The 23,161-nt window shown below is 73.6% G+C and carries 22 protein-coding genes and 5 tRNA genes; 12 read left to right on the top strand and 15 right to left on the bottom strand.

Annotated elements, in window-relative coordinates; translation table 11 throughout:
- Positions 1-50 precede the first annotated feature (50 nt).
- Both pyk and ACI798_RS07015 read left to right on the top strand, forming a co-directional pair.
- Positions 51-1,466, top strand: coding sequence for a pyruvate kinase (gene pyk / locus ACI798_RS07020; protein ID WP_456940582.1), 1,416 nt, complete (start codon positions 51-53; stop codon positions 1,464-1,466).
- A 29-nt stretch (positions 1,467-1,495) separates the two neighbouring features.
- The gene (locus ACI798_RS07015; RefSeq protein ID WP_456940583.1) at positions 1,496-2,338 is read left to right on the top strand and encodes an acyl-CoA thioesterase; all 843 of its coding nucleotides are present in this window, start codon (positions 1,496-1,498) and stop codon (positions 2,336-2,338) included.
- On the opposite strand, the gene ACI798_RS07010 is transcribed toward ACI798_RS07015, so the two are convergent.
- Both ACI798_RS07010 and ACI798_RS07005 read right to left on the bottom strand, forming a co-directional pair.
- The gene (locus ACI798_RS07010) at positions 2,316-3,986 is read right to left on the bottom strand and encodes an aminotransferase class V-fold PLP-dependent enzyme (RefSeq protein ID WP_456940584.1); all 1,671 of its coding nucleotides are present in this window, start codon (positions 3,984-3,986) and stop codon (positions 2,316-2,318) included. The two genes, ACI798_RS07015 and ACI798_RS07010, sit on opposite strands and share 23 nt — an antisense overlap.
- 129 nt (positions 3,987-4,115) lie before the next feature.
- Positions 4,116-4,189 (bottom strand) — tRNA-Leu (locus tag ACI798_RS07005).
- Positions 4,190-4,267: 78 nt separating this feature from the next.
- On the opposite strand from ACI798_RS07005, the gene ACI798_RS07000 reads away from it, so the two are divergent.
- Both ACI798_RS07000 and ACI798_RS06995 read left to right on the top strand, forming a co-directional pair.
- A complete protein-coding gene (locus ACI798_RS07000) occupies positions 4,268-4,882 on the top strand; it encodes an ANTAR domain-containing response regulator (RefSeq protein ID WP_387986671.1) in 615 nt (204 codons plus the stop codon).
- 150 nt (positions 4,883-5,032) lie between these two features.
- Positions 5,033-6,367 carry an ABC transporter substrate-binding protein gene (locus ACI798_RS06995; RefSeq protein ID WP_456940586.1) on the top strand — a complete coding sequence of 445 codons (1,335 nt, stop codon included), beginning with the start codon at positions 5,033-5,035 and terminating at the stop codon, positions 6,365-6,367.
- Positions 6,368-6,444: 77 nt separating this feature from the next.
- Here the strand turns inward: ACI798_RS06995 and ACI798_RS06990 are convergent, their stop codons facing one another.
- The 5 genes from ACI798_RS06990 to ACI798_RS06970 all read right to left on the bottom strand — a co-directional run bounded on the left by ACI798_RS06990 (position 6,445) and on the right by ACI798_RS06970 (position 11,065).
- A complete protein-coding gene (locus ACI798_RS06990) occupies positions 6,445-6,864 on the bottom strand; it encodes a DUF7712 family protein (protein WP_457047553.1) in 420 nt (139 codons plus the stop codon).
- A gap of 90 nt (positions 6,865-6,954) precedes the next feature.
- Positions 6,955-7,812 carry an ABC transporter ATP-binding protein gene (locus ACI798_RS06985; protein ID WP_456940588.1) on the bottom strand — a complete coding sequence of 286 codons (858 nt, stop codon included), beginning with the start codon at positions 7,810-7,812 and terminating at the stop codon, positions 6,955-6,957.
- Positions 7,809-8,822 carry an ABC transporter ATP-binding protein gene (locus ACI798_RS06980; RefSeq protein WP_456940589.1) on the bottom strand — a complete coding sequence of 338 codons (1,014 nt, stop codon included), beginning with the start codon at positions 8,820-8,822 and terminating at the stop codon, positions 7,809-7,811. The genes ACI798_RS06985 and ACI798_RS06980 overlap by 4 nt, the downstream gene beginning before the upstream one ends.
- On the bottom strand, positions 8,812-9,810 hold the full coding sequence (locus tag ACI798_RS06975) for a branched-chain amino acid ABC transporter permease (protein WP_456940590.1): 999 nt from the start codon (positions 9,808-9,810) through the stop codon (positions 8,812-8,814). Before ACI798_RS06975 ends, ACI798_RS06980 begins: the two co-directional genes overlap by 11 nt.
- A gap of 4 nt (positions 9,811-9,814) precedes the next feature.
- Entirely contained in the window at positions 9,815-11,065 is a 1,251-nt protein-coding gene (locus tag ACI798_RS06970; RefSeq protein ID WP_456940591.1) for a branched-chain amino acid ABC transporter permease, read from the bottom strand.
- 289 nt (positions 11,066-11,354) lie between these two features.
- Here ACI798_RS06970 and ACI798_RS06965 point away from each other — a divergent pair, with 289 nt between their 5' ends.
- Positions 11,355-11,975: a GNAT family N-acetyltransferase gene (locus ACI798_RS06965; RefSeq protein ID WP_456940592.1), complete on the top strand. Its 621-nt coding sequence runs from the start codon at positions 11,355-11,357 to the stop codon at positions 11,973-11,975.
- On the opposite strand, the gene ACI798_RS06960 is transcribed toward ACI798_RS06965, so the two are convergent.
- Positions 11,976-12,380, bottom strand: coding sequence for a PaaI family thioesterase (locus tag ACI798_RS06960; RefSeq protein WP_457047552.1), 405 nt, complete (start codon positions 12,378-12,380; stop codon positions 11,976-11,978).
- Between the two features lie 69 nt (positions 12,381-12,449).
- On the opposite strand from ACI798_RS06960, the gene polA reads away from it, so the two are divergent.
- Positions 12,450-15,200 (top strand): DNA polymerase I, encoded by a 2,751-nt coding sequence (polA, locus tag ACI798_RS06955; RefSeq protein WP_457047551.1) that lies wholly within the window; start codon positions 12,450-12,452, stop codon positions 15,198-15,200.
- Between the two features lie 108 nt (positions 15,201-15,308).
- Here the strand turns inward: polA and ACI798_RS06950 are convergent, their stop codons facing one another.
- Together ACI798_RS06950 and ACI798_RS06945 are read right to left on the bottom strand one after the other, a co-directional pair.
- Positions 15,309-15,806 carry a hypothetical protein gene (locus tag ACI798_RS06950; protein WP_457047550.1) on the bottom strand — a complete coding sequence of 166 codons (498 nt, stop codon included), beginning with the start codon at positions 15,804-15,806 and terminating at the stop codon, positions 15,309-15,311.
- A gap of 43 nt (positions 15,807-15,849) precedes the next feature.
- A complete protein-coding gene (locus tag ACI798_RS06945) occupies positions 15,850-16,689 on the bottom strand; it encodes a class I SAM-dependent methyltransferase (protein WP_456940596.1) in 840 nt (279 codons plus the stop codon).
- Positions 16,690-16,903: 214 nt separating this feature from the next.
- On the opposite strand from ACI798_RS06945, the gene rpsA reads away from it, so the two are divergent.
- Entirely contained in the window at positions 16,904-18,376 is a 1,473-nt protein-coding gene (gene rpsA, locus ACI798_RS06940) for a 30S ribosomal protein S1 (RefSeq protein WP_456940597.1), read from the top strand.
- A gap of 222 nt (positions 18,377-18,598) precedes the next feature.
- On the opposite strand, the gene ACI798_RS06935 is transcribed toward rpsA, so the two are convergent.
- A complete protein-coding gene (locus ACI798_RS06935) occupies positions 18,599-18,778 on the bottom strand; it encodes a hypothetical protein (RefSeq protein ID WP_457047549.1) in 180 nt (59 codons plus the stop codon).
- A gap of 248 nt (positions 18,779-19,026) precedes the next feature.
- Between ACI798_RS06935 and coaE the strand changes: the two genes are divergently transcribed.
- Positions 19,027-19,632: a dephospho-CoA kinase gene (coaE, locus tag ACI798_RS06930; RefSeq protein WP_457047548.1), complete on the top strand. Its 606-nt coding sequence runs from the start codon at positions 19,027-19,029 to the stop codon at positions 19,630-19,632.
- 82 nt (positions 19,633-19,714) lie between these two features.
- Here coaE and ACI798_RS06925 read toward each other — a convergent pair.
- The 4 genes from ACI798_RS06925 to ACI798_RS06910 form a co-directional block, all read right to left on the bottom strand.
- Positions 19,715-19,789, bottom strand: a tRNA-Val gene (locus ACI798_RS06925).
- 49 nt (positions 19,790-19,838) lie between these two features.
- Positions 19,839-19,909: transfer RNA gene (locus ACI798_RS06920), tRNA-Cys, on the bottom strand.
- Positions 19,910-19,952: 43 nt separating this feature from the next.
- Positions 19,953-20,025, bottom strand: a tRNA-Gly gene (locus ACI798_RS06915).
- 102 nt (positions 20,026-20,127) lie between these two features.
- Entirely contained in the window at positions 20,128-20,577 is a 450-nt protein-coding gene (locus ACI798_RS06910) for an SsgA family sporulation/cell division regulator (protein ID WP_456940600.1), read from the bottom strand.
- 215 nt (positions 20,578-20,792) lie between these two features.
- On the opposite strand from ACI798_RS06910, the gene ACI798_RS06905 reads away from it, so the two are divergent.
- From ACI798_RS06905 to ACI798_RS06890, 4 genes are all read left to right on the top strand, one after another.
- A complete protein-coding gene (locus ACI798_RS06905) occupies positions 20,793-21,443 on the top strand; it encodes a sigma-70 family RNA polymerase sigma factor (protein ID WP_456940601.1) in 651 nt (216 codons plus the stop codon).
- Positions 21,440-22,330, top strand: coding sequence for an anti-sigma factor domain-containing protein (locus ACI798_RS06900; RefSeq protein WP_457047547.1), 891 nt, complete (start codon positions 21,440-21,442; stop codon positions 22,328-22,330). Before ACI798_RS06905 ends, ACI798_RS06900 begins: the two co-directional genes overlap by 4 nt.
- A 14-nt stretch (positions 22,331-22,344) precedes the next feature.
- The gene (locus ACI798_RS06895; protein WP_456940603.1) at positions 22,345-22,818 is read left to right on the top strand and encodes a TIGR02611 family protein; all 474 of its coding nucleotides are present in this window, start codon (positions 22,345-22,347) and stop codon (positions 22,816-22,818) included.
- A 26-nt stretch (positions 22,819-22,844) separates the two neighbouring features.
- Positions 22,845-22,916 (top strand) — tRNA-Val (locus ACI798_RS06890).
- Positions 22,917-23,161 lie beyond the last annotated feature (245 nt).

Here is a 23,161-nt window from a genome sequence, read left to right as displayed (position 1 = left end):
GACCCGGCCCCCGTCCGTTCCGCCGGAGGCGGCGCACTAGCGTCTGTCTCATGTCCCGCCGCGCGAAGATCGTCTGCACCCTGGGCCCGGCCACCAGCTCCCTCGAGCAGATCACCGCCCTGGTCGAGTCGGGGATGGACGTCGCCCGGCTCAACTTCAGCCACGGGGCGCACGCCGACCACGAGAAGGCGTACATCCACGTGCGCCAGGCCTCCGACCGAACCGGCCGCGCCGTCGCCGTCCTGGCCGACCTGCAGGGCCCCAAGATCCGCCTGGGCACGTTCGCCGACGGCCCGGTCCACTGGGCCACCGGCAGCCGCGTCTGCATCACCGTCGACGACGTCGAGGGCACCGCCGAGCGCGTCTCGACCACCTACAAGGGCCTGGCCAACGACGCCCGCGTCGGCGACCGGCTGCTGGTCGACGACGGCAAGCTCGCCCTCTCGGTCGTCTCCGTCGACGGGCCCGACGTCTGGTGCCTGGTCGTCGAGGGCGGCGAGGTCTCCAACAACAAGGGCCTGTCGCTGCCCGGCGTCGCCGTGAGCGTGCCCGCGCTGTCGGAGAAGGACGAGGAGGACCTCCGCTTCGCCCTGCACCTGTCGGTCGACTTCGTCGCGCTGTCGTTCGTCCGCTCGCCCAGCGACGTCGAGCTGGTGCGCGACATCATGCGCCAGGAGGACGTGCACGTCCCGGTGATCGCCAAGCTGGAGAAGCCCGAGGCGGTGGCCAACCTCGAGGCGATCGTCGAGGCCTTCGACGGGGTCATGGTGGCCCGCGGCGACCTCGGCGTGGAACTGCCGCTCGAGCAGGTGCCGCTGGTGCAGAAGCGCGCCGTGCAGGCCGCCCGCGAGCGCAACAAGCCGGTCATCGTCGCCACCCAGATGCTCGAGTCGATGATCACCAACTCGCGGCCCACCCGCGCCGAGGCCTCCGACGTCGCCAACGCCGTCCTCGACGGTGCCGACGCGGTGATGCTCTCCGGCGAGACCTCGGTGGGCCGCTACCCGATCGCCGCGGTGCGCACGATGGAGCGGATCATCGACGCCGTCGAGAGCTCCGACGCGCGCGCCCCGGAGATCACCCGCCGGTCCCGGTCCCGCTCCGGCGCGATCGTCCGCGCGGCCCGGGACATCGGCGAGGCGCTCGACGTCAAGGCGCTGTGCACCTTCACCCAGACCGGCGAGACCACCCGCCGGCTGGCCGCGCTGCACCCCCGCCAGCCGCTGCTGGCCTTCACCGTCGACGGCCGGGTCCGCAGCCAGCTGGCGCTGTCCTGGGGCGTGGAGACCTTCCTGGTGCCCTCGGTGCAGCACACCGACGACATGGTCGAGCAGGTGGACTTCTCGCTGCTGTCCATCGGCCGGCTCCGGGTCGGCGACCGCGTCGTCGTCGTCGCGGGCAGCCCGCCGAACACGGTCGGGTCGACCAACCTCATCCGGGTGCACGAAGTCGGCACCGACTCGTGACCGGCGGCGGGACCCAGGCCGCCGCTCTGATGAGCGTCCTCGACCTCGAGGAGCGCTCGCCCGACGTGTTCGTGGGGCAGACCCCGACCACCACGCTGCAGCGCATCTTCGGCGGGCAGGTGGCCGGGCAGGCGCTCATGGCGGCCACGCGCACGGTGGCGGCCGGCCGGGGCGTGCACTCGTTGCACTCCTACTTCCTGCGGCCGGGCGACCCGCACGAGGAGCTGCGCTACACCGTCGAGCGGATCCGCGACGGGCGGTCCTTCTCCACCCGCCGGGTCATCGCCTGCCAGACCCGGCGCGGTGAGGACGTCGCCGTCTTCGCGCTGACGGCGGACTTCCACGCCGGCGAGCCGGGCGTCGTCGCGCACTCCCGGCCGATGCCGGAGGTGCCGCGGCCCGAGGAGCTGCTGTCGCTGGCCGACCACGCCGCCGGCCACGGCGACCTGGCCGCGCCCGCGCTGGAGATCAGCCGGGCCGTGGAGCAGCGGCCGCTGGTCAACCCGTTCGCGCCGGAGCCGAAGACCCCGCCGGCCACCCAGTCGCACGCCTGGTTCCGGGTGGCCGGCCGGCTCCCCGACGACGCCGGGGTGCAGGCCGCGGCGCTGACCTTCGTCAGCGACCTGACGCTGCTGTCCGCCGGGCTCGCACGGGTCGGCGGCGGGTGGGGCGGGCGCTACGTCGGCGCCAGCCTCGACCACGCCGTCTGGTTCCACGCGCCGTTCCGCGCCGACGAGTGGTTCCTCTACGAGACCGACAGCCCGGCCGCCTCCGAGGGCCGCGCGCTGTGCTTCGGCAGCATCTGGACCGCCGAGGGCCGGCACGTGGCCACGGTGGCCCAGGAGGGGCTCATCCGGTCACTGGGGGAGTAGCCGGCACGACCTCGGCCGGCTCCGCCCCGGCCGGGCTCTCGTCCGGGGTCTCCTCCGGGGTCTCCTGCACCGCCGCCTGCCCCGCTGCCTGCCCGGCGGCGTGCCGCCGGGCCGCCTCCTCCTCGGCCGCCCGTCGCTCGGCCTCCTTGCGCGCGGCCTCGGCGCGGGCGCGCTCGGCGGCCTGCTCGGCGAAGTCGGCGGCCAGCCAGTCGTGGCCCTCGCACAGCAGCGCCCAGGCCCGCTCGACGTGCGCCCGCGTCGTCGCCGGCGCGCCGATCGCCACCCGCAGCACCACCGCGCCGCGCACGGTCGTGTGGGTCAGGTAGACCTCGCCGCCGTCGTTGAGCCGCTCCAGCAGCGTCATGGTCGCGACGTCGGCGTCGACGTCGGCCGGCCAGCGCGGCCGCAGGCACACCAGGGACAGCGGGTGCGGGGTGGCGACGTCGAAGCGGTCGTCGGCGTCGGCCCAGCCGGCGAGCTCCTGCGCCAGCGCGACGCCGGACCGGACGTGCGCGCGCAGTCCCTCGGCGCCGTACCAGCGCAGCACGGTCCACAGCTTGAGCGCGCGGAACCGGCGGCCCAGCTCGATCTGCCAGTCGCGGTAGTCGACGACCGCGCCGGCCTCGGTGGCGGCGTTGCGCAGGTACTCGGGGAGGATCGACAGCGCGCCGGTGAGCGCCGCCCGGTCGGCGACCCAGAACAGCGTCGCGTCGAAGCCGGTGAGCAGCCACTTGTGCGCGTCGGTGGTGTAGCTGTCGGCCTCCTCGACGCCGGCCTGCAGGTGCCGCAGCTCGGGGGCGACGGCGCTCACGCCCGCGTACGCGGCGTCGACGTGCAGCCAGGCGCCGTACCGGCGGCAGACGGGCCCGATCTCGGCCAGCGGGTCCACCGCGGTCGTCGACGTCGTCCCGACCGTGGCGCACACCAGCACCGGCTTCAGCCCGCGGGCGGTGTCGCGCGCCAGCCGGGCGGCCAGCGCCGCCGGGCGCATCGCCAGGTCGCCGTCGACCTCCACGACCCGGATCGCGTCGGTGCCGAGCCCGGCGATCCGGACGGCCTTCTCCATCGACGAGTGGGTCTCGGAGGAGACGTAGACCGTGTACTCCTCGGGCACCACCCCGTGCCGGACGGTGGCCCCGCCGCTGGCCCGGTGCAGCGCCGCGAGCAGGGCGACCAGGTTGGCCCCCGAGCTCGAGTCCTGGACGACCCCGCCCCCGCTGCCCGTCGAGCGGAACGCCTCCGGCAGCCCGAGCAGGTCGGCCAGCCAGTCCAGGACGTGCTGCTCGAGCTCGGTGGCCGCCGGGCTGGTCACCCACGACATGCCCTGGACGCCCAGGCCCGCCGAGAGCAGGTCGCCGAGCACCGAGGGGCCGGAGGTGTTGGCCGGGAAGTAGGCGAGGAAGCCCGGGTGCTGCCAGTGCGTGACGCCCGGCAGGACGACCTGCTCGAGGTCGGCGAGGACGGCGGAGAAGGGCTCGCCCCGCTCGGGCGCCGACGGCGGGAGCGCCGCGCGGACGTCGCCGGGGGCGACCCGCGAGCGGACGGGGAAGGACTCGATGCGCGCCCAGTAGTCGGCGATCCAGTCGACCACCTCGTGACCGTGCTGCCGGAACTGCTCGGGGGTCATGTGGGGCACGGGCTCGCTCACCCCGACACCGTATGGCGCTGCCGCGACGATCACGTGAGCCGCCCCGCGACGAGCGCCGGGGAGGGCTCCGCGGCGGCGGGGACGGCACCCGGCCGCGGTCGTCGTCCGGAGGACGACGGTCCAGCACGGTGCCCCCGGTGCGACTCGAACGCACACTGCGCGGGTTTTGAATCCGCTCCCTCTGCCGATTGGGGTACGGGGGCCGGCGCCGCGACCGAGGTCACGACCCGGTCAGCCTAACCGGGACGCCACTCCCAGCCGTCGTCGCTAGGCTCCTCCGCGTGAGCAGCGAGCCGACCCGGGTCCTCATCGCCGAGGACGAGGCCCTCATCCGCCTCGACCTCAAGGAGATGCTGGAGGAGGAGGGGTACGTCGTCGTCGCCGAGGCCGGGGACGGGCAGACCGCCGTCGACCGGGCCCGGGAGCTGACGCCGGACCTGGTCATCCTCGACATCCAGATGCCGGTCCTCGACGGTCTGGCGGCCGCCGAGCAGATCGCGTCGGCGCGGATCGCGCCGGTCATCGTGCTCACCGCCTTCAGCCAGCGCGAGCTGGTCGAGCGGGCCCGCGACGCCGGCGCCATGGCCTACCTGGTCAAGCCGTTCTCCAAGAACGACCTCGTGCCGGCCATCGAGGTGGCCCGCGCCCGGTTCACCGAGATCGCCGCGCTCGACGGCGAGGTGCGCACCCTCGAGGAGCGGCTCGAGGCCCGCAAGGTCGTGGAGAAGGCGAAGGGCCGGCTCATGGCCGAGCAGGGGATGACCGAGGCCGAGGCGTTCCGCTGGATCCAGCGCACGGCCATGAACGAGCGGACGTCGATGAAGGCGCTCGCCGAGCGGATCCTCGCCACGGACGAGGCGGCTGCGGAGGGTGCACCCTCCCGGGGGAACGCGTAACCCGGCCGGAACAGGCCAGGTCACGACCCCATCACGGTCTCCACGGTCCCGCATCCATCCCCGCACCCAGCAGTTACGTTCACCGGACTGACGGGGCCCCGGCACGTCCGGGGCCCGCCGGACCGACGTACGACAACTGGGAGTTGCTGGATGCGCACGCGTACCTACGCCCGCAGCATCGCCGTCACCTCCGCCGCGCTCGTCGCCCTCACCGCCTGCGGTGGCGGCGACGACGGTGGCAGCGGCTCGGGCGGCGACGCCTCGGGCGGCGGCGAGAAGCAGGTCAACATCTACGGCACCGACGGCAACATGGGCAACGCCCTCGGTGAGGACTTCACCGAGCAGGGCTCCCTGGCCGGCATGAGCGGCACCACGCCCCTCACCGAGCTGGGCCCGGAGTTCACCGACCGGCTGCTCGAGGTGGACCCCAACCTGCAGGACTACAACTACGCGGGTGAGACCTACGACGCGGTGATCGTCACGGCGCTCGCCGCGCAGGCCGCCGGCACCAACGACGCCAACACCTTCAAGGCGTACGTCAACGGGATCACCACCGGCGGCGACAAGTGCACCGACTTCGCCGCGTGCCTGGAGATCATCAACAACGGCGGCAACGTCGACTACGACGGCATCTCCGGCCCGCTGGCCTTCACCGACGCCGGGGAGCCCGCGGCGGCCAGCTTCGGCCTGCTGCAGTTCGGCGACGACAACGCGCTGGACAGTGACGCCACCGAGTACGTCATCGCCGGTGACGAGGCCAACGCCACCACCGACGAGGGCCCGGCCTACGCGCCGCCCGGCACGACCGGCGGCCCGCTGGTCATCGGCACCCTGCTGCCGCTGACCGGCAACCTGGCCTTCCTCGGCCCGCCGGAGGTCGCCGGCGCCAAGCTGGCGGTCAACGACATCAACGCCGCCGGCGGCGTCCTGGGCCAGCCGGTCCAGCTCGTCGAGGGTGACTCCGGTGACGCCTCCACCGACACCGCCACCCAGACCGTGGACCGCCTGCTGCAGTCCGGTGTGAACGCGATCATCGGTGCGGCGTCCTCCGGCGTGAGCCTGACGGTCATCGACGCCATCACCGGCGCCGGTGTCCTGCAGTTCTCGCCGGCGAACACGTCCGACCAGTTCACGAACTACAACGACAACGGGCTGTACTTCCGCACCGCCCCGCCGGACACGCTGCAGGCCCGCGCCCTCGCGGACCTGATCATCGCCGACGGCAACAACACCGTGGGGATCCTCGCGCTCAACGACCCCTACGGCACGGGCCTGGCGGAGAACACGCTGAACAACCTGGTCAGTGCCGGCCTCTCCGAGGACGACATCGTCAGCGTGACGTACGACCCGCAGGCGGCGAACTTCGACGCCGAGGTCCAGCAGATGACCGACTTCAACCCCGACGCGATCGTCGTCATCGGGTTCGAGGAGTCCTCGCGGATCCTGCAGGGCCTCAACGACCAGGGCGTCGGCCCGCAGCGGTGACCCCGCGGCGGTGAGGTGATCACCACCTGAGCAGCGGCCCGGTACCCCTCACGGGGTGCCGGGCCGCTGTCGTGTGCTCAGCGCTGCAGCGACTGCCCCGCGGGCGCCCAGTCGGCCGGGCGCCCGCGGTGGTTGGAGAACTCCACCGCCCAGCGCCACCAGCTGCGGTCGGGCGCGTGCTCCCAGCGCAGCAGGACGCCGACCTCCCCGCCGGGCAGCAGCACCGGCAGGCCCAGGTGACCCTCGTCGGGCCACACCTCGCTGCGCCGCAGGCCGCCGGCGGCCAGCTCGAGCAGCGTGACGGGGGAGTAGTCGCCGTCGCGGTCGGCGTCGCCGCGGGCCACGACGGTGTCGTCGTCGGCGGTGACCCGCACGGCCAGGCGGGCGGGCGCGGCGTGCACGAGCACGCGGGAGAAGCCGCCGGCGGTCAGGGCCCGGCAGAAGTCCAGGCCGTTCATGCCGCCGTCGCGGCTGCGCAGGTCCCACGTCCAGTTCACGGGACGGTCCTACCCGCGCGACCCCCGCACGAGACGACGAGGCCGGCGCCCCCTCGGGGGACGCCGGCCTCGTCCGGGGGCCTCAGGCGGTCACTGCGCCTTGGCGAGGGTCCCCAGGTAGAGCTCGATGACCTTCGGGTCGTTCATCAGCGACTGACCGGTGTCGGTGTAGGCGTTGCGGCCCTGGTCGAGCACGTAGCCGCGGTCGCAGATCTGCAGGCAGCGGCGGGCGTTCTGCTCGACCATGATGATCGAGACCCCGGTGGCGTTGATCCGCCGGCAGCGGATGAACACCTCGTCCTGGTAGGCGGGGGACAGGCCCGCCGAGGGCTCGTCGAGCAGCAGCACCGACGGGTCCATCATCAGCGCCCGGCCCATGGCCACCATCTGCCGCTCACCGCCGGAGAGCGCCCCGGCCTTGCCCTTGCGCCGCTCGCCGAGCAGCGGGAAGAGGTCGATGACGTAGTCGAAGCGCTCCTTGAACGTCTTCGGTCGCAGGTAGACGCCCATCTGCATGTTCTCCTCGATGGTGAGCGAGGGGAACACGTTGTTGTTCTGCGGCACGTAGCCGACGCCCATGGACACCAGCCGGTGGGCCGGCGCCGAGGTGATGTCCTCCCCGCGCAGCTTCACCGTCCCCGAGCGCACCGGGATCAGCCCGAACAGCGTCTTGAGCAGCGTCGACTTGCCCGCACCGTTGGGGCCGATGATCCCGACGAGCTCGCCGTCCTGGAGGTAGAAGTCGGCGCCGCGCAGGATGTTGACCCCCGGCACGTAGCCGGCGACGAGGTCGTCGGCCCGCACCAGGGCGCCCTCGGCGAGGCGCAGGTGCTCCTCGCGGGTGGCGGCCTTCTCCGCCGGCGACAGCTGCGTGGTCCCCGCCGCGGCCTCCTGGGCGCGGGTGACGTCCTCGCCGGACTCGTCGACGTGGAACAGCGGCTCGCTCATCGGTCGGTCTCCCTGCTGGTGTCGGAGCCCAGCACCTCGCCGCCGCCGTGCTCCTCGGCGGCGATCTGCGCCTCGGCCTGGGCGAGGACCTGGTCCTCCTCCTCGACGGTCAGCGGGGCGTCGTGGTGCGCGCCGAGGTAGGCGTCGACCACGGCCTGGTTCTGGCTGATGGACTCGGGCGGTCCCTCGGCGATCACCCGGCCGGCGGCCATGACGACCACCCAGTCGCTGATGTCGCGGACGACGTCCATGTCGTGCTCGACGAAGATCACCGTCATGCCCTCCTCACGGAGGTCCTTGACGTGCCCGAGCAGGCTCTGCGTCAGCGCCGGGTTCACGCCGGCCATGGGCTCGTCGAGCATGACGACCTTCGGGTCGCTCATCAGCGCGCGGGCCATCTCCAGCAGCTTGCGCTGACCGCCGGAGAGGGTGCCGGCGAACTCGTCCTTCTTGGCGTCGAGCTTGAACCGCCGCAGCAGGTCCATGGCCTTCTCGGTGTTGGCCCGCTCCTGCGACTGCCACGTGCCGGGCACCAGCGCCCGCCAGAAGCTCTCGCCGCGCTGGCCCTGCGCGCCGAGCAGCATGTTCTGCAGCACGGTCAGCCGGGACAGCGCCTTGGTCAGCTGGAAGGTCCGGACGACGCCGAGCCGGGCGACCTGGTGCGGCGCGAGCTTGCCCAGCGGCCGGCCGTCGAAGCTCCACGTGCCGGTGTTGGGCTGGTCGAAGCCGGTGAGCAGGTTGAACAGCGTCGTCTTGCCGGCGCCGTTGGGCCCGATCAGCCCGGTGATGCCGCCGCGCTGCACCTCCAGGTGGTCGACGGCCACCGCCGTCAGGCCGCCGAAGGTGCGGGTCACCCCGTCGACGACGATCGCCGGGTCGGGCTTGGCGACGCCGACCTCCCACGCGACGTCGCGCAGCGCGGCCTGCGCCAGCCGCTGCGGGGCGCGGCCGGAGCCGCCCTTGTCCAGCGACGCCGCGTGGGCGCCGGTGGGGGTGTTGTCAGCGGGCATCGAGCATCACCTCTCGTCGGTCGCCGAGGATGCCCTGCGGCCGGAAGACCAACAGAAGCATGAGGCCGATCCCGACCAGGACGAAACGGATCTGCGCCACGTCGGTGGACGACAGCAGCCCCTCCGGGATGATCCCGTTGTCGATGAGGAGCCGCAGACCGGTGTCGGCGAACTGCAGGATGAACAGCAGGATGATCGAGCCGACCACCGGCCCGAGCACCCGCGCGGCGCCGCCGAGGATCAGGGCGGCGTAGGCCAGGAACGTGTTGGCGTTCTGGTACTGGTCGGGCACGGCCGAGCCGGTCCCGACGGCGTAGATCATCCCGCCGAGCGCGCCGAGGATGCCGCCGAGCACCAGCGCCTGCATCTTGTAGACGTAGACGTTCTTGCCGAGCGCGCGGACGGCGTCCTCGTCCTCGCGGATGGACTTGAGCACCCGGCCCCACGGGCTGCGCACGAGCGCCCACACCAGCAGGCAGGACAGCGCCACGAGCACCCAGCCGACGACGGTGACCCAGAGCTCGCCGCCGGACCAGCTGGTGCCGAGGATGCGGTAGCGCTCGTTGGTCGCCCAGGGGGCGAGCGCGATGAAGTCGCCGTTGAAGGCGGACAGGCCGCGGGTCCCGTTGGTCACCGGCGTGGCCGACACCGAGCGGAACAGCAGCCGCAGCCCCTCCGCCGCCGCGATGGTCGCGATGGCGAGGTAGTCCGCCCGCAGCCGCAGGGTCGGCAGACCGAGCAGCAGGGCCAGGACGACGGCCGCGGCCAGGCCGACGAGCACGCCCACCCAGAAGGGCAGGCCCCACTGGCTCACGGAGATGGCGATGCCGAAGCCGCCCAGCATCGCGAAGGCGATCTGCCCGAAGTTGAGCAGGCCGGCGTAGCCGAACTGGACGTTGAGGCCGATGGCCAGCAGCGCGAAGAAGACCGCCTGGAACCCGAGACCGGCCTTGAGGGCGACGGCCAGGGCGTCGATGAGGTCACCCATCGGTTCAGCCGATCCGGACCCGGCTGCCCAGGATGCCCTGGGGCCGGATGACGAGGATGACGATCAAGAGCAGGAGCCCCCCGACGTACTTGACGTCATTCGGGATGACGAGGGTCGACATCTGGACGAACACGCCCACGATGAGGCTGCCCACGAGGGCGCCGTAGGCGGTGCCGAGGCCACCGAGGGTGACGCCGGCGAACATCAGCAGCAGCAGGCGGAAGCCCATGTCCCACTGCACCTGGTCGGACAGGCCCAGGAGGACGCCGCCGAGGGCGGCCAGCGCGCCACCCATCATCCAGACCACGAGGATGACGCGGTTGACGTCGATGCCCGACGAGGCCGCGAGGTCGCGGTTGTCGGCGACCGCGCGCATCGCCTTGCCGATCTTGGTGCGCTGCAGCATCAGGGCGACCAGCACCAGGACGACGACCGAGACGACGATCGAGATGAGCGCCCGGTTGGTCAGCGTGAACAACCCGTAGTCGACGGCGCGGCCGGTGGCCACCTGGTACGGGCTGGACCGGCCCCCGTAGAAGATCTGGATGGCGTAGCGCAGCACCAGCGACAGGCCGATGGACACGACCAGCGCCGCGACCAGCCCGGTGCCGCGGCGGCGCAGCGGCCGCCACAGGCCGAGCTCGTTGAGGGCGCCGACGGCCGCGCCGACCACCATGGCGATGAGCGCCGCGGGGATCAGCGGCACGCCGCCCTGCACGTTGATGTACCAGGCGGCGACCGCGCCGATGGTGACCAGCTCGCCGTGGGCGAAGTTGGTCAGCCCGGTGGTGCCGAAGATCAGGGACAGGCCGACGGCGCACATCGCGATGAGCAGGCCGAAGCGGATGCCGTCGACGAGCAGCTGGACGGCGCGGACGGTGCCGCCGCCCCCGCCCCGGCTGCCGTCCTCGAGGCCGATGATCACTGGCTCGCGCCGGCCGGTGTCGACGGTGACCGCGCGGTTGTCCGCGCCGGCGAGCTCGACGCCCTCGGGCAGGTCGTCGGCGTCGATGGTGACGACGTAGTCGCCGGGGCCGGGCAGGTCGACCGACCAGCGCCCGTCCTCGTCGCTCTCGACGCTGTCGACCTCGTCCCCGGCGGCGGTGGTGACCGTGACCTGGACGCCCTCGATGGGGCCGGACCGGCTGGTCTGCAGCGTGCCGAGCACCTGCTCGCCCTCGGCGCTCGCGATCCCGGGGACCAGGACGGCGAGCCCCGTGACGGCGACGAGGACCAGCAGGAGTCGCAGCAGCACCCCGCGGACGACGCTCCGGCGCCCCGGGCGGATCGCGCTCCGGTGCAGCTCGGGTCGCCCGGCAGTGGCTGACGGGTGCCTCACACAACCTCCCTGGTCGTGGCAGTGGAGGCGTGACGGTAACCCAGGCGTGTTGCCTCCCCGTTCCCTCGTCGCCGCACTGTGACCGAAGCGCGACGCGCCGACGCACCCGTCTGAGTGACCACTCCCGTCCCAGGACCGGCGCGTCGGCGTGGCCGGAGGGAGTGGGAGGTGCACGCTCGGCGGCACCGTCCAGGGGAGGGCTCCCGTGTCTGCTGCCGGCCAGCGGTACCGCGTCGTCACGCGCACGGCGCGCCCCGACGACCTGCCCGCCGTCCTCGCCCTGGTGCGCCAGCACCGCGCCGAGGCGCACGCGGAGGGCGTCCTCACCGGGCAGACACCCGGGGCGGCCGCGGCGGCGGGCTTCCGGCGGCTGCTGACCGACCCCGCGCACCGGGTGGTGCTCGCCGTCCTGCCCGGCGCCAACGCCGCCACGGCGGCGACGGCGGGCGAGGCGGTCGTCGGCCTGGCCGTGCTGGGGCTGGACCCGCTGTCGGCGGTGCTCGGCGTCCCGCAGGTCACCGTGGACAACCTCGTCGTGCACCGGGACCACCGCCGGTGCGGGGCCGGGGCCGCACTGCTGGCCGCGGCCGCCGACCACGCCGCGGAGGTCGGCGCCGAGCACGTCGTCGCCGCGGTCGGCGGGCACGAGGCCGAGCGGCAGCGGTTCTTCGCGCGGATGGGCTTCGCGCCGCTCACCACCCGCCGGATCGTGCCCCGGGAGACGCTGGCCCGGTCGCTGGCCGCCTGGCAGCGCGGCGGCGTCCCGCTGCCCCGGCCGCCGCGCCGTCGCCCGGTGGCCCGGGCGGTGCCGGCCCTCCCCGCCTGATCAGGCGGGGAGGATCGCGCAGGTCAGCCGCGCGGTGGCGGTGGTCCGCCCCCGGTCGTCGGTGACCTCGACGAGGAACGTCGACAGCGTGCGGCCGACGCGGGCCGGCGTGCAGACGGCGGTGACCGTGCCCGACGTCGCCGCGCGCAGGTAGCTGGCGTTCAGCTCGACACCCACGGCCTTCCGGCCCGGGCCGGCGTTGAGCATCGCCGCCCAGGAGCCGATCGTCTCGACCAGCGAGCACGTGGCCCCGCCGTGCAGCAGGCCGAAGGGCTGCTGGTTGCCCTCGACCGGCATCGTCGCCACCAGCCGGGCCGGGTCGTAGTCGATGATCGTGATGCCGAGCTTGTCGTCGAGCGGGCTGCTGGCGGTGGGCGACAGCCAGTCCGGGGGAGCGGAGGTCACCGGCGCACCCTAGCCCCGGTCCCGTGCGGGCCTCGGAACCGTGGGTGAGCGCACCTAGGATCGTGCGCGATGTCCGCTCCGGTGACCACCCCCGCGCCCACCGCCCCCTCGGCGACGGCCCAGCCCACCGCCCAGCGGCCGCGGCTGCTCCTCCTCGACGGGCACTCGCTGGCCTACCGCGCGTTCTTCGCGCTGCCGGTGGAGAACTTCTCCACGACGACGGGCCAGCCGACCAACGCCGTCTACGGCTTCACGTCGATGCTGATCAACGTGCTGCGCGACGAGCAGCCCACCCATCTCGCGGTGGCCTTCGACGTCGGCCGGCAGACCTTCCGCAGCGAGATCTACGCGGAGTACAAGGCCAACCGCACCGAGAGCCCCACCGACTTCCGCGGGCAGGTCAGCCTCATCCAGGAGGTGCTCGCCGCGCTGCGGGTCCCGGTGATCACCGCGCCGGGCTACGAGGCCGACGACGTCATCGCCACGCTGACCGTGCAGGCCGTCGAGCAGGGCATGGACGTGCTCATCTGCACCGGCGACCGCGACGCCCTGCAGCTGGTCAGCGAGCACGTCACCGTGCTGTACCCGCGCAAGGGCGTCTCGGACCTCACCCGGTTCACGCCGGAGGAGGTCGAGGCCAAGTACGGGCTGACGCCGCGGCAGTACCCGGACTTCGCCGCGCTGCGCGGGGACCCCAGCGACAACCTGCCGAGCATCCCGAGCGTGGGGGAGAAGACCGCGGCCAAGTGGGTCCGCGAGTACGGCTCCCTCGACGAGCTGGTCGACCGCGTCGACACGGTCAAGGGCAAGGTCGGCGAGAAGCTGCGCGAGCACCTGTCCTCGGTGCTGCAGAACCGGCGGCTGACCGAGCTCGACCGGCAGGTGGCGCTGGAGCTCGGCCCGCAGGACCTCGCCGTCCGCGCGTGGGACCGCAACGAGGTGCACACCCTCTTCGACAACCTGCAGTTCCGGGTGCTGCGCGACCGGCTGTTCGCCACGCTGACCAGCGCCGAGCCGGAGGTCGAGGGCGGCTTCGACGTCACCGCCGACGACGTCCCGGCCGGCGGGCTGTCGGCCTGGCTCGACGCGCACGCCCGCACCGGCCGCACCGGCGTCGTCTTCCGCGGGACGTGGGGGCGGGGCACCGGGGAGCTGGCCGGCCTGGCGCTGGCCGCCGCCGACGACCACGCCGTCTTCGTCGACTGCGGGCCCGACCTCGACGCCGCCGACGAGCAGGCCCTGGCCGCGTGGCTGGCCGACCCGGCCACCGAGAAGGTGGTGCACGACGTCAAGGGGCCGCTGCTGGCGGTCTGGGCGCGCGGGTGGGACCTGCAGGGCGTCACCAGCGACACCGCGCTGGCGGCCTACCTGGCCACGCCGGGGCAGCGCTCCTTCGACCTCGCCGACCTCTCGGTGCGGTACCTCAAGCGCGAGCTCAAGGACGACGCCGCGCCGGAGGCGCAGCTGACGCTGGAGGGGATGGGCCCGACCGAGGCCGACCTGGCCGCCGAGGCCGCGCACGCCGACGTCCTCAAGGCCGTCGCCGTCAACGACCTGTCCGACGCCCTCGAGCAGGTGCTCGGCTCCAAGGGCGGCGACCACCTGCTCGGCGACCTCGAGCTGCCGCTCACCCGGGTGCTGGCGCGGATGGAGCAGCGCGGCATCGCCGTCGACACGGACCTGCTGACCGAGCTGCAGCGGGAGTTCGCCGAGGGGGTGGCCGCCGCGGCGGCCGAGGCGTACGCCGTCATCGGGCGCGAGATCAACCTGGGCTCGCCCAAGCAGCTGCAGGCGGTCCTCTTCGACGAGCTGGGCCTGCCGAAGACGAAGAAGATCAAGTCCGGCTACACCACCGACGCCGACGCGCTGACCTCGCTGCTGGCCTCGACCGGGCACCCGTTCCTCGAGCACCTGCTGCGCCACCGTGACGTCACCCGGCTGCGCACGGTCATCGACGGGTTGATCCCGATGGTCGACGACGCCGGCCGCATCCACACCACGTTCCAGCAGACGATCGCCGCCACCGGCCGGCTGTCCTCGATCGACCCGAACCTGCAGAACATCCCCATCCGCTCCGCCGAGGGCCGCCGGATCCGGCAGGCCTTCGTCGTCGGGTCCGGCTACGAGTCGCTGATGACGGCCGACTACAGCCAGATCGAGATGCGGATCATGGCCCACCTGTCCGAGGACGAGGGGCTCATCGAGGCGTTCACATCCGGGGAGGACCTGCACTCCTTCGTCGCCTCGCGGGCCTACGACATCCCGATCGAGCAGGTCGACCCGGAGATGCGCCGCCGGATCAAGGCGATGAGCTACGGCCTGGCCTACGGGCTGAGCGCCTACGGGCTGGCCCAGCAGCTGCGGATCACCCCGGAGGAGGCGCGCGGGCAGATGCACGCCTACTTCGAGCGCTTCGGCGGGATCCGCGACTACCTCGACGGCGTCGTCGACGACGCCCGGCAGACCGGCTACACCGAGACGACGCTGGGCCGCCGCCGCTACCTGCCCGACCTCACCAGCGACAACGGGCAGCGGCGGCAGATGGCCGAGCGGATGGCGCTCAACGCCCCGATCCAGGGCTCGGCGGCCGACGTCATCAAGGTCGCCATGCTCGGCGTCGAGCGGGCGATCGAGGCCGAGGGCCTGTCCTCGCGGATGCTGCTGCAGGTGCACGACGAGCTCGTGCTCGAGGTCGCGCCGGGGGAGCGGGAGGCGCTGGAGGCGATCGTCCGCCGCGAGATGTCCGGCGCCGCGCAGCTGTCGGTGCCGCTGGAGGTCTCGGTCGGCGTCGGCCGCAGCTGGGACGCCGCCGCTCACTGACGGGCCTGGTCTGGACGTCCACCTCAGGTCGAGGGTGGCCTCCTGATCGACGACTGCAGGGAACTCGCTGCTGAGCGCTCCGGCTCAGCGACGAGTTCCCTGCAGTCGTCACGTGCGCTGTGCCTTGCTCCGATTCCACAGGGCGCGATCGAGCTCGCGGAGGGTCGCGCCGGTGCTGCGGGCCACGTCCTGACACACCCCCGGGTGGACCGGGTAGGTGGGCCACCCAGGCGCGAGGAGTCCGTGCGCCCGGAGGGTCTCGACCGCCCGGGAGTCCATCACCGTGTGCTCCTCCGGCAGTGCGACCGACAGCAGTGCGCTCGCCATGGGCGTCCCGACTCCGTGGAGCAGGCCGAGCACGCGGTGACGGAGGCGGAGCGGCGCAGTCAACGCCGACTCCGTGAGGTCCAGGACGTCGGCGTCGTCGTTGCGGGCCAGGTAGAACGTGGATCGCGGGCTCTTCCACGTCCCGACGGCATCGAACCCGGTCCGCAGGTACCCGCCTCGCCCCCGTACCGCTGGTCCGACGACGTCGAACAGGTGGACCTCGTGCGTCCCCAGCGGGTACCGCTCACTCCAGTGCCTGACGAACGCCGCATCGATCACGTCGCGAGCTCCCCGTAGCGGCAGGTCGGCCCGATCGCGTGGGTCAGGGGCGGTGGGCGACCAGGACCAGCGTGCCGGGGACGAGGGCGCCGCGGGCAGGGGACCACTGGCCCCACTCCTGCGTGCGGCCCGGCGTCCACTCCGGCTCGACCAGGTCGTCGAGGACCAGGCCCGCCCCGACGACGGCGCGCACCCAGTCGCCGACCGTGCGGTGGTGCTCGACGTAGACCGTGCGCCCCTCGCCGTCGGTCTCCACGTAGGGCCGGCGGTCGAAGTAGGACGACACGACCCGCAGGTCGTCGGGGTCGGGGGAGTCCGGCAGCGGCCAGCGGAACGGGTGGTTGACCGACGCGGCGAACCGCCCGCCCGGGCGCAGCACCCGCGCCACCTCGGCCAGCGCCCCCTCGACGTCGGCGACGAACGGCAGCCCGCCGAAGGCCGAGCAGACGACGTCGAACGACGCGCCGGCCAGCGGCAGCGCGCCGACGTCGGCCTGCACCAGCGGCACCCCGATGCCGGTGTCCCGGCCCAGCTCCGCCGCGCGGGCGAGCATCCCGGCCGACAGGTCCAGCGCGACGACGTCCGCGCCGGCCCGGCGCAGCCAGCGCGCGCACGGCGCCGAGCCGCAGCCGACCTCCAGCACCCGGCGGCCGGCGACGTCGCCGAGCAGGTGTGCGTCGGCCTCGCGCAGCCCCTCCGGGCACCACAGGAAGTCGACGTCGCCCAGGTCGTCGCCGTGCTCGGCGAGGTAGGCCGGCGCGGCGGCGTCCCACCAGCCGCGGTTGGCGCGCACCGACTCGGCGGACCCGGCCGGCCGCCGCTCGACCCCGCCCGCGGCGGGGTAGCCGTCGGGCCCGAGGGGGAGTGCGGGCGGCGGCATCATGACACGCCCAGCGTGACACGCCGCTGCGGATCGGCAGAGGTCGTCCACCCGGTGGACCCCGGTGCGCGCGCGTCCGTACCATGGGAATGCGCCAGAGGTCTGTCAGTGCTGTTACCCGCAAGGGATCGGCGCGCGCCGGCTCTCCCCGCTCCCGCGGTCACCCGGCCGCGGTCCCCCTGTCCCTACGCATCCCCCGTCCGGAGCACTCGACCACATGACCTCCACCCAGGTCCGTCCCGACAGCACCCCCCAGATCGCGGTGAACGACATCGGCACCGCCGAGGACTTCCTCGCCGCGATCGACCAGACGATCAAGTACTTCAACGACGGCGACATCGTCGAAGGCGTCATCGTCAAGGTCGACCGGGACGAGGTGCTGCTGGACATCGGCTACAAGACCGAGGGCGTCATCCCCTCGCGCGAGCTGTCCATCAAGCACGACGTCGACCCCAACGAGGTCGTCAAGGTCGGCGACGAGGTGGAAGCTCTCGTCCTCCAGAAGGAGGACAAGGAAGGCCGCCTGATCCTGTCCAAGAAGCGCGCCCAGTACGAGCGCGCCTGGGGCACGATCGAGGCCAAGAAGGAAGCCGACGAGGTCGTCACCGGCACCGTCATCGAGGTCGTCAAGGGCGGTCTCATCCTCGACATCGGCCTGCGCGGCTTCCTCCCCGCGTCGCTGGTCGAGATGCGCCGCGTCCGCGACCTGCAGCCCTACGTGGGCCGCGAGCTCGAGGCGAAGATCATCGAGCTCGACAAGAACCGCAACAACGTCGTCCTGTCCCGCCGGCAGTGGCTGGAGCAGACGCAGTCCGAGGTCCGCAGCGAGTTCCTCAACAAGCTCGCCCGCGGCCAGGTGCGCACCGGCGTCGTCTCCTCGATCGTCAACTTCGGCGCGTTCGTCGACCTGGGCGGCGTGGACGGCCTCGTGCACGTCTCCGAGCTGTCCTGGAAGCACATCGACCACCCGTCCGAGGTCGTCGAGGTGGGCCAGGAGGTCACCGTCGAGGTCCTCGACGTCGACCTCGACCGCGAGCGGGTCTCCCTGTCGCTGAAGGCGACGCAGGAGGACCCGTGGCGTCAGTTCGCCCGCACCCACCAGATCGGCCAGGTCGTGCCGGGCAAGGTCACCAAGCTGGTGCCCTTCGGTGCGTTCGTCCGGGTCGACGAGGGCATCGAGGGCCTGGTCCACATCTCCGAGCTGGCCGAGCGCCACGTGGAGATCCCGGAGCAGGTCGTGCAGGTCGGCGACGAGATCCTCGTCAAGGTCATCGACATCGACCTCGACCGGCGCCGCATCTCGCTGTCGCTCAAGCAGGCCAACGAGGGCGTCATCGGCGACGAGGAGCAGTTCGACCCCGCCGCCTACGGCATGTCCGCGTCCTACGACGAGCAGGGCAACTACATCTACCCCGAGGGCTTCGACCCCGAGACCGGGGAGTGGCTCGAGGGCTACGAGGAGGCCCGCGAGACCTGGGAGCGGCAGTACGCCGAGGCCCAGGCCCGCTTCGAGGCGCACCGGAAGCAGATCGCCGCGGCCCGCGAGGCCGACGCCGAGGCCGCTGCCGGTGGCAACTACTCCTCCGGCGGCGACACGGCGACCGGCGGCGACACCACCTCCGGTGGCGGCACGCTGGCCAGCGACGAGGCGCTCGCCGCGCTGCGGGCCAAGCTCGCCGGCGGGGAGTGACCCGCTGACCGCGCGCTGACGGTCTGAACCGACGACAGAGGCCCAGGACCCGTGAGGGTCCTGGGCCTCTGTCGTGCGCGCACGGATCGGCGCAGAGGGGTGCCCGCCCGCCGTCCCCGTCCGGGCGGGCACCCGGTCTGATCGGCCCACGTCCGCCCGACGTGTCGGGACGCCCCTCCGGCAGGGTCCCGGCGCGAGCGGTGAGGGCGGAGGAGGCCTCCCTCAGAGGCTGAGGATGATCGCGAAGGCCGAGCGCGGGCGGCCGCCGGCCGCGGCCAGCGACTGCCAGGTGTGGCGGCCGGCCGGGGTGGCGTCGAGCAGCCAGCGGAGGAACGCCCCGCGGCGCGAGGGCCCCGCCTCCTGCACCGTCATGCGCGCGCGGACGGCGGGGATGTCGGCCACCCGGATCCCGCCCGCACGCTCCGCCCGGTGCCGGCCCGGTGTGCGGGGACCGGCGGGGACCGTCGCGACGGCGGTGCGGGGCTGCGACATCGGGCTGCCTGCCTCTCTCGGCTGCGTCCCCCTCCATGGGGAACAGACGGGACGGACGTTATGAGGAGTGACGGGTGTGACTGGTGCGACGCGCCGGGGCCGGGGGGCGGGTGTTACCCGTCCGTGACCGCCGACCGTGCGCTCGTTACCGTCCGTCCGTGCTGCGGATCGGGTTGACCGGCGGGATCGGGTCGGGGAAGAGCACGGTGGCCGCCCTGCTGGCGGCCCGGGGGGCGCTGGTCGTGGACGCCGACCGCATCGCCCGGGAGGTCGTGGAACCGGGTACGCCGGGGCTGGCCGCCGTCGTGGAGGCCTTCGGGCCGGGCGTGCTCACCCCCGACGGGGCGCTCGACCGCCCGGCGCTGGCCGCCGTCGTGTTCGCCGACCCGCAGGCGCGGGCGCGGCTGGACGGGATCGTGCACCCGCTGGTGCGCGCCCGGGCCCTGGAGGTCGTCCAGGCGGCCCCGGAGGACGCCGTGGTCGTCCAGGACGTCCCGCTGCTGGTGGAGACCGGCCAGGCCGGCGCGTACGACCTCGTGCTGGTGGTAGAGACCGACCTGGACACCCGCGTCGCCCGGCTGGTGCTGCGCGGGCTCACCGAGGACGACGCGCGCGCCCGCATCGCCGCCCAGGCCACCGACGAGCAGCGCCGGGCGGTGGCCGACGTCGTCCTCGACAACAGCGGCGCCCCCGAGGCCCTCGCCGCCCAGGTGGAGCGGTTCTGGGAGGAGCGGGTGGCGCCGGCGGTGGGGGAGCGGCGGTGAGTTCCGCCCCGACCGCCCGCCGGCTGACGGACCCCGGAGACGACGAGAGCCCCGGACCGCTGGGGTCCGGGGCTCCGCGTGCTGGTGGGCGATACTGGGTTCGAACCAGTGACCTCTACCGTGTCAAGGTAGCGCTCTACCACTGAGCCAATCGCCCGAGTCCGGTCTGCCGACCGGTCCGCTCCACCGCGCTCGGCGAGGAGCCGAGGTGGAGACGGGATTTGAACCCGTGTAGACGGCTTTGCAGGCCGTTGCCTCGCCTCTCGGCCACTCCACCGCACACACGGGCGCCGGTCTCGCGACCAGCGCCCGAGGTCCCGAGCGGACGACGGGATTCGAACCCGCGACCCTCACCTTGGCAAGGTGATGCTCTACCAACTGAGCCACGTCCGCGTTGCTGTGTTCTGTTGTGTCGCTGTCGTGCTGTGTCGCTGTCGTGCAGGGAGAACCATACCCGACCCTCGGCAGGGGTTTCACGGGGGGTCCCCCCGGGGTTCACCGGGCCCCGGGGTCGGCCCCGCCGCCGGACAGCAGCGCGGCCAGCTCGTCGTCGACGTCGAGCGCCGCCGTCTCCTGCCCGGAGGGCACGAGCTCCTCGGTGCGCTGCAGGAACGCGGCAACCGTGGCGCGGGACAGCTCGAACAGCGCCTCCCCGGAGGGGGCGCGCAGGTGCAGGTACAGCACGTCACCGCTGGTGCGGGCCGGCCAGATGCGCACGTCGCCGTCACCGGCCGGCCGCTCGAGCCCGGCCGCGAGCAGCTCGCGGCCGAGCAGCCAGGTGATGCCGTCGTCGGCGACCTCCCCGGCCTCCCCGAAGCCGATCCGCACCGCGAAGGGGTCGTGCACCGCGTAGGAGAGGGCGGCCGGCACCTCGGTCCAGGAGGTCGGGCCCACCAGGTACAGCGTCGTGGGGACGGAGTACCCGGGGGTGGAGCGGGATGCCATGTCGCCTCGATCCATGTCACGTGTAACGACGAGAGGAGTCGGATGTTGCGCCGACCTGCTACCGGGCGTGTCGCCACGGCCGGGCCGACCGCGGCGGTCATCTTCCCGACCGGTCCGCGCGGTCCCGCCGGGTTCAGGGGCGGGAACCACCTGGGGATGCCCCTACCCGGCGTGGTGAACCGTGATGCGCGCTGCCGCGAATGCGTCGTGTGACGATGGGAACCGTGACGCGTCCGGCACGACGTCCGGAGGGCGACCCCGGTGACCTGGACCTCGTGGCGCGCGTGCGGGCCGGCGACCGGGGCGCCGTGGACGACCTCTACGAGCGGTTCCGCCGGCCGGCGTTCGCGCTGGCCAGGCGGGTGCTCGCCGACGACGTCCTCGCCGAGGACGTCGTCCAGGACGTGTTCCTCACCGTGTGGCGCGACCCGCACGCCTACGACGGCACCCGCGGCAGCTTCTCCGCCTGGCTGCTGGCGATGGTCCACCACAAGGCCGTCGACGCCGTCCGCCGGGAGGAGTCGCAGCGCCGCCGCCGGGCCCGCGCCGAGGACGACCTCGCGCTGAGCGCCCCCACCAGCGCCCGCGACGTCGAGGACGAGGCGTGGGACCGGGTGGTGTCCGAGCGGGTGCGGACCGCGCTCGCGGCGCTGCCCGACGCCCAGCGGGAGGCGCTCACGCTCGCCTACTACGGCGGGTACACGCAGCGGGAGGTCGCGGCCCTGACCCGCGCGCCGCTGGGGACGGTGAAGACCCGCATGCTGGCCGGCATGCGCCGGCTGAAGGAGGAGCTCGGCGGGGTCGCCGGGGGCGGCGCCGGTGGCGCGCTCAGCGGTCCCGCCGCGGTCGACGGGGGTGCCCGGTGAGCCCGCGCCCCGACTCCCACGAGCCCTTCGACGAGCTCGCCGTCGGCTGGGCGCTGCACGCGCTCGAGCCGGAGGACGAGGCGCTGTTCGGCGCCCACCTGCCGACCTGCCCGCGGTGCACCCGGACCGTCGCCGAGACCTCCGAGGTGATGGCGGCGCTGGCCGCGGACCTGCCGCAGGCCGAGCCGGACGACCGGCTGCGCGACCGGCTGCGGGCCGCGGTCGAGGAGACCGGGCAGCTCCCCCCGCCGGCCGGCGTCGACCCCGCCGCCCCGGGCGTGGCGCCCGTGCCGCAGGCCCCGGCCGCCCCCGGCGGGCGCCGCCGCACCGACCGTCCCGTCGCGACCGGCTTCCCCGGCTACGTGCCCACCGCGGAGGAGCCCGCGCCCGACCCCCGCCCGGTGTGGCGGCGGGTGCTGCCCAACGCGCTGGTCGCCGCCGCCGTCGCCGCGATCCTGGCGCTCGGCACCTGGAACGTCGTGCTCAGCTCCGCCCGCGACGACGCCCGCGCCCTCGCCGCGGAGCAGCAGCAGGTGGTCGAGGCGCTGCTGCAGCCCGGACGGGCGACCATCGCACCCGTCCAGGACGGCGACGGCGACCCGGTGGCCACCGTCGTCGCCCGCGACGCGCAGCTGGAGGTCGTCACGCACGGGCTGCGGGTCAACGACAGCAGCGCCAGCGTCTACGTGGTGTGGGGGATGGCCGACGACGCACCGGTGGCGCTCGGCACCTTCGACGTCGTCTCCCCACAGACCGACCTCCGGACCGTAGGCTCCGCCTCGACCGGTCTCGACGGCTACGCGGGGTACGCGATCAGCATCGAGCCCGGCCGGCAGGCTCCGGCGGAACCGTCGGACGTGGTGGCGAACGGGCAGGTGACCAGCTGAGCGGACAGGACACGGTGCCGCCGCCCCCTCGGGAGCGGCGGGCACGACCGACCGCCGAGCAGCGGCGGGAGCACTTCGACCACGACGGCGTCCACAGCCTGCGCGAGCGGGTCGCGGAGTCGCGGTGGCGGCAGCGCCTGGCCGCCCGCCGCTCGGTCGACCACGCCTACCGGATGGTCGTCGGCATCGTCGGCGGCCTCGTGGTCGCCGTCGGCCTGGTCACCATCCCGCTGCCGGGCCCCGGCTGGCTCACCGTCATCGCCGGCCTGTTCGTGCTCGCCACCGAGTTCACCTGGGCCGAGCGGCTGCTGGAGTTCACCAAGCGGCACGTCAAGGCGTGGACCGACTGGCTGGGCCGCCAGCCGGTGTGGGTGCGCCTGGGGATCGGCGTGCTGACGGCGGCGTTCGTCTACGGCGTCCTCGTCGTCACGCTGCACGTCACCGGTGTTCCGGACTGGATGCCGGGGTGGGTGCCCCTGTGGCGCTGACCGTCTGGCATCATGGACGGCGCAACGGGCGATTGGCTCAGTGGTAGAGCGCTTCGTTCACACCGAAGAGGTCACTGGTTCGAACCCAGTATCGCCCACCGGCACGCGAGGGCCGGGCTCCCGACGGGGGCCCGGCCCTCGCGGCGTCCACGGGGGTACCGCGTCGTCGCCCGGTCGCCGGCGGCCCTGGCGACGCCCCGCCCGCCGGCGGGGACCGGCAGGCCGGGGTCGAGCGGCTGCTCGCACTCCGGGCGACCCGGGCCGACGTCGGCCAGGGCGACGTCGGCCCCGGGTGGTGCCGGCCGACCCCGACGGCGACGGGTTCTGCGTGCTGCCGTCCCCG

Source organism: Geodermatophilus sp. SYSU D01045, assembly GCF_054050295.1.
This window is presented reverse-complemented; position numbering and strand designations above follow the sequence as displayed.

Coding starts and splice junctions, on each gene's coding strand:
- pyk (WP_456940582.1), top strand. CDS start 51: ATGTCCCGCCGCGCGAAGATCGTCTGCACCCTGGGCCCGGCCACCAGC.
- ACI798_RS07015 (WP_456940583.1), top strand. CDS start 1,496: ATGAGCGTCCTCGACCTCGAGGAGCGCTCGCCCGACGTGTTCGTGGGG.
- ACI798_RS06995 (WP_456940586.1), top strand. CDS start 5,033: ATGCGCACGCGTACCTACGCCCGCAGCATCGCCGTCACCTCCGCCGCG.
- ACI798_RS06985 (WP_456940588.1), bottom strand. CDS start 7,812: ATGAGCGAGCCGCTGTTCCACGTCGACGAGTCCGGCGAGGACGTCACC.
- ACI798_RS06980 (WP_456940589.1), bottom strand. CDS start 8,822: ATGCCCGCTGACAACACCCCCACCGGCGCCCACGCGGCGTCGCTGGAC.
- ACI798_RS06975 (WP_456940590.1), bottom strand. CDS start 9,810: ATGGGTGACCTCATCGACGCCCTGGCCGTCGCCCTCAAGGCCGGTCTC.
- polA (WP_457047551.1), top strand. CDS start 12,450: ATGTCCGCTCCGGTGACCACCCCCGCGCCCACCGCCCCCTCGGCGACG.
- ACI798_RS06945 (WP_456940596.1), bottom strand. CDS start 16,689: ATGATGCCGCCGCCCGCACTCCCCCTCGGGCCCGACGGCTACCCCGCC.
- rpsA (WP_456940597.1), top strand. CDS start 16,904: ATGACCTCCACCCAGGTCCGTCCCGACAGCACCCCCCAGATCGCGGTG.
- ACI798_RS06910 (WP_456940600.1), bottom strand. CDS start 20,577: ATGGCATCCCGCTCCACCCCCGGGTACTCCGTCCCCACGACGCTGTAC.
- ACI798_RS06905 (WP_456940601.1), top strand. CDS start 20,793: ATGGGAACCGTGACGCGTCCGGCACGACGTCCGGAGGGCGACCCCGGT.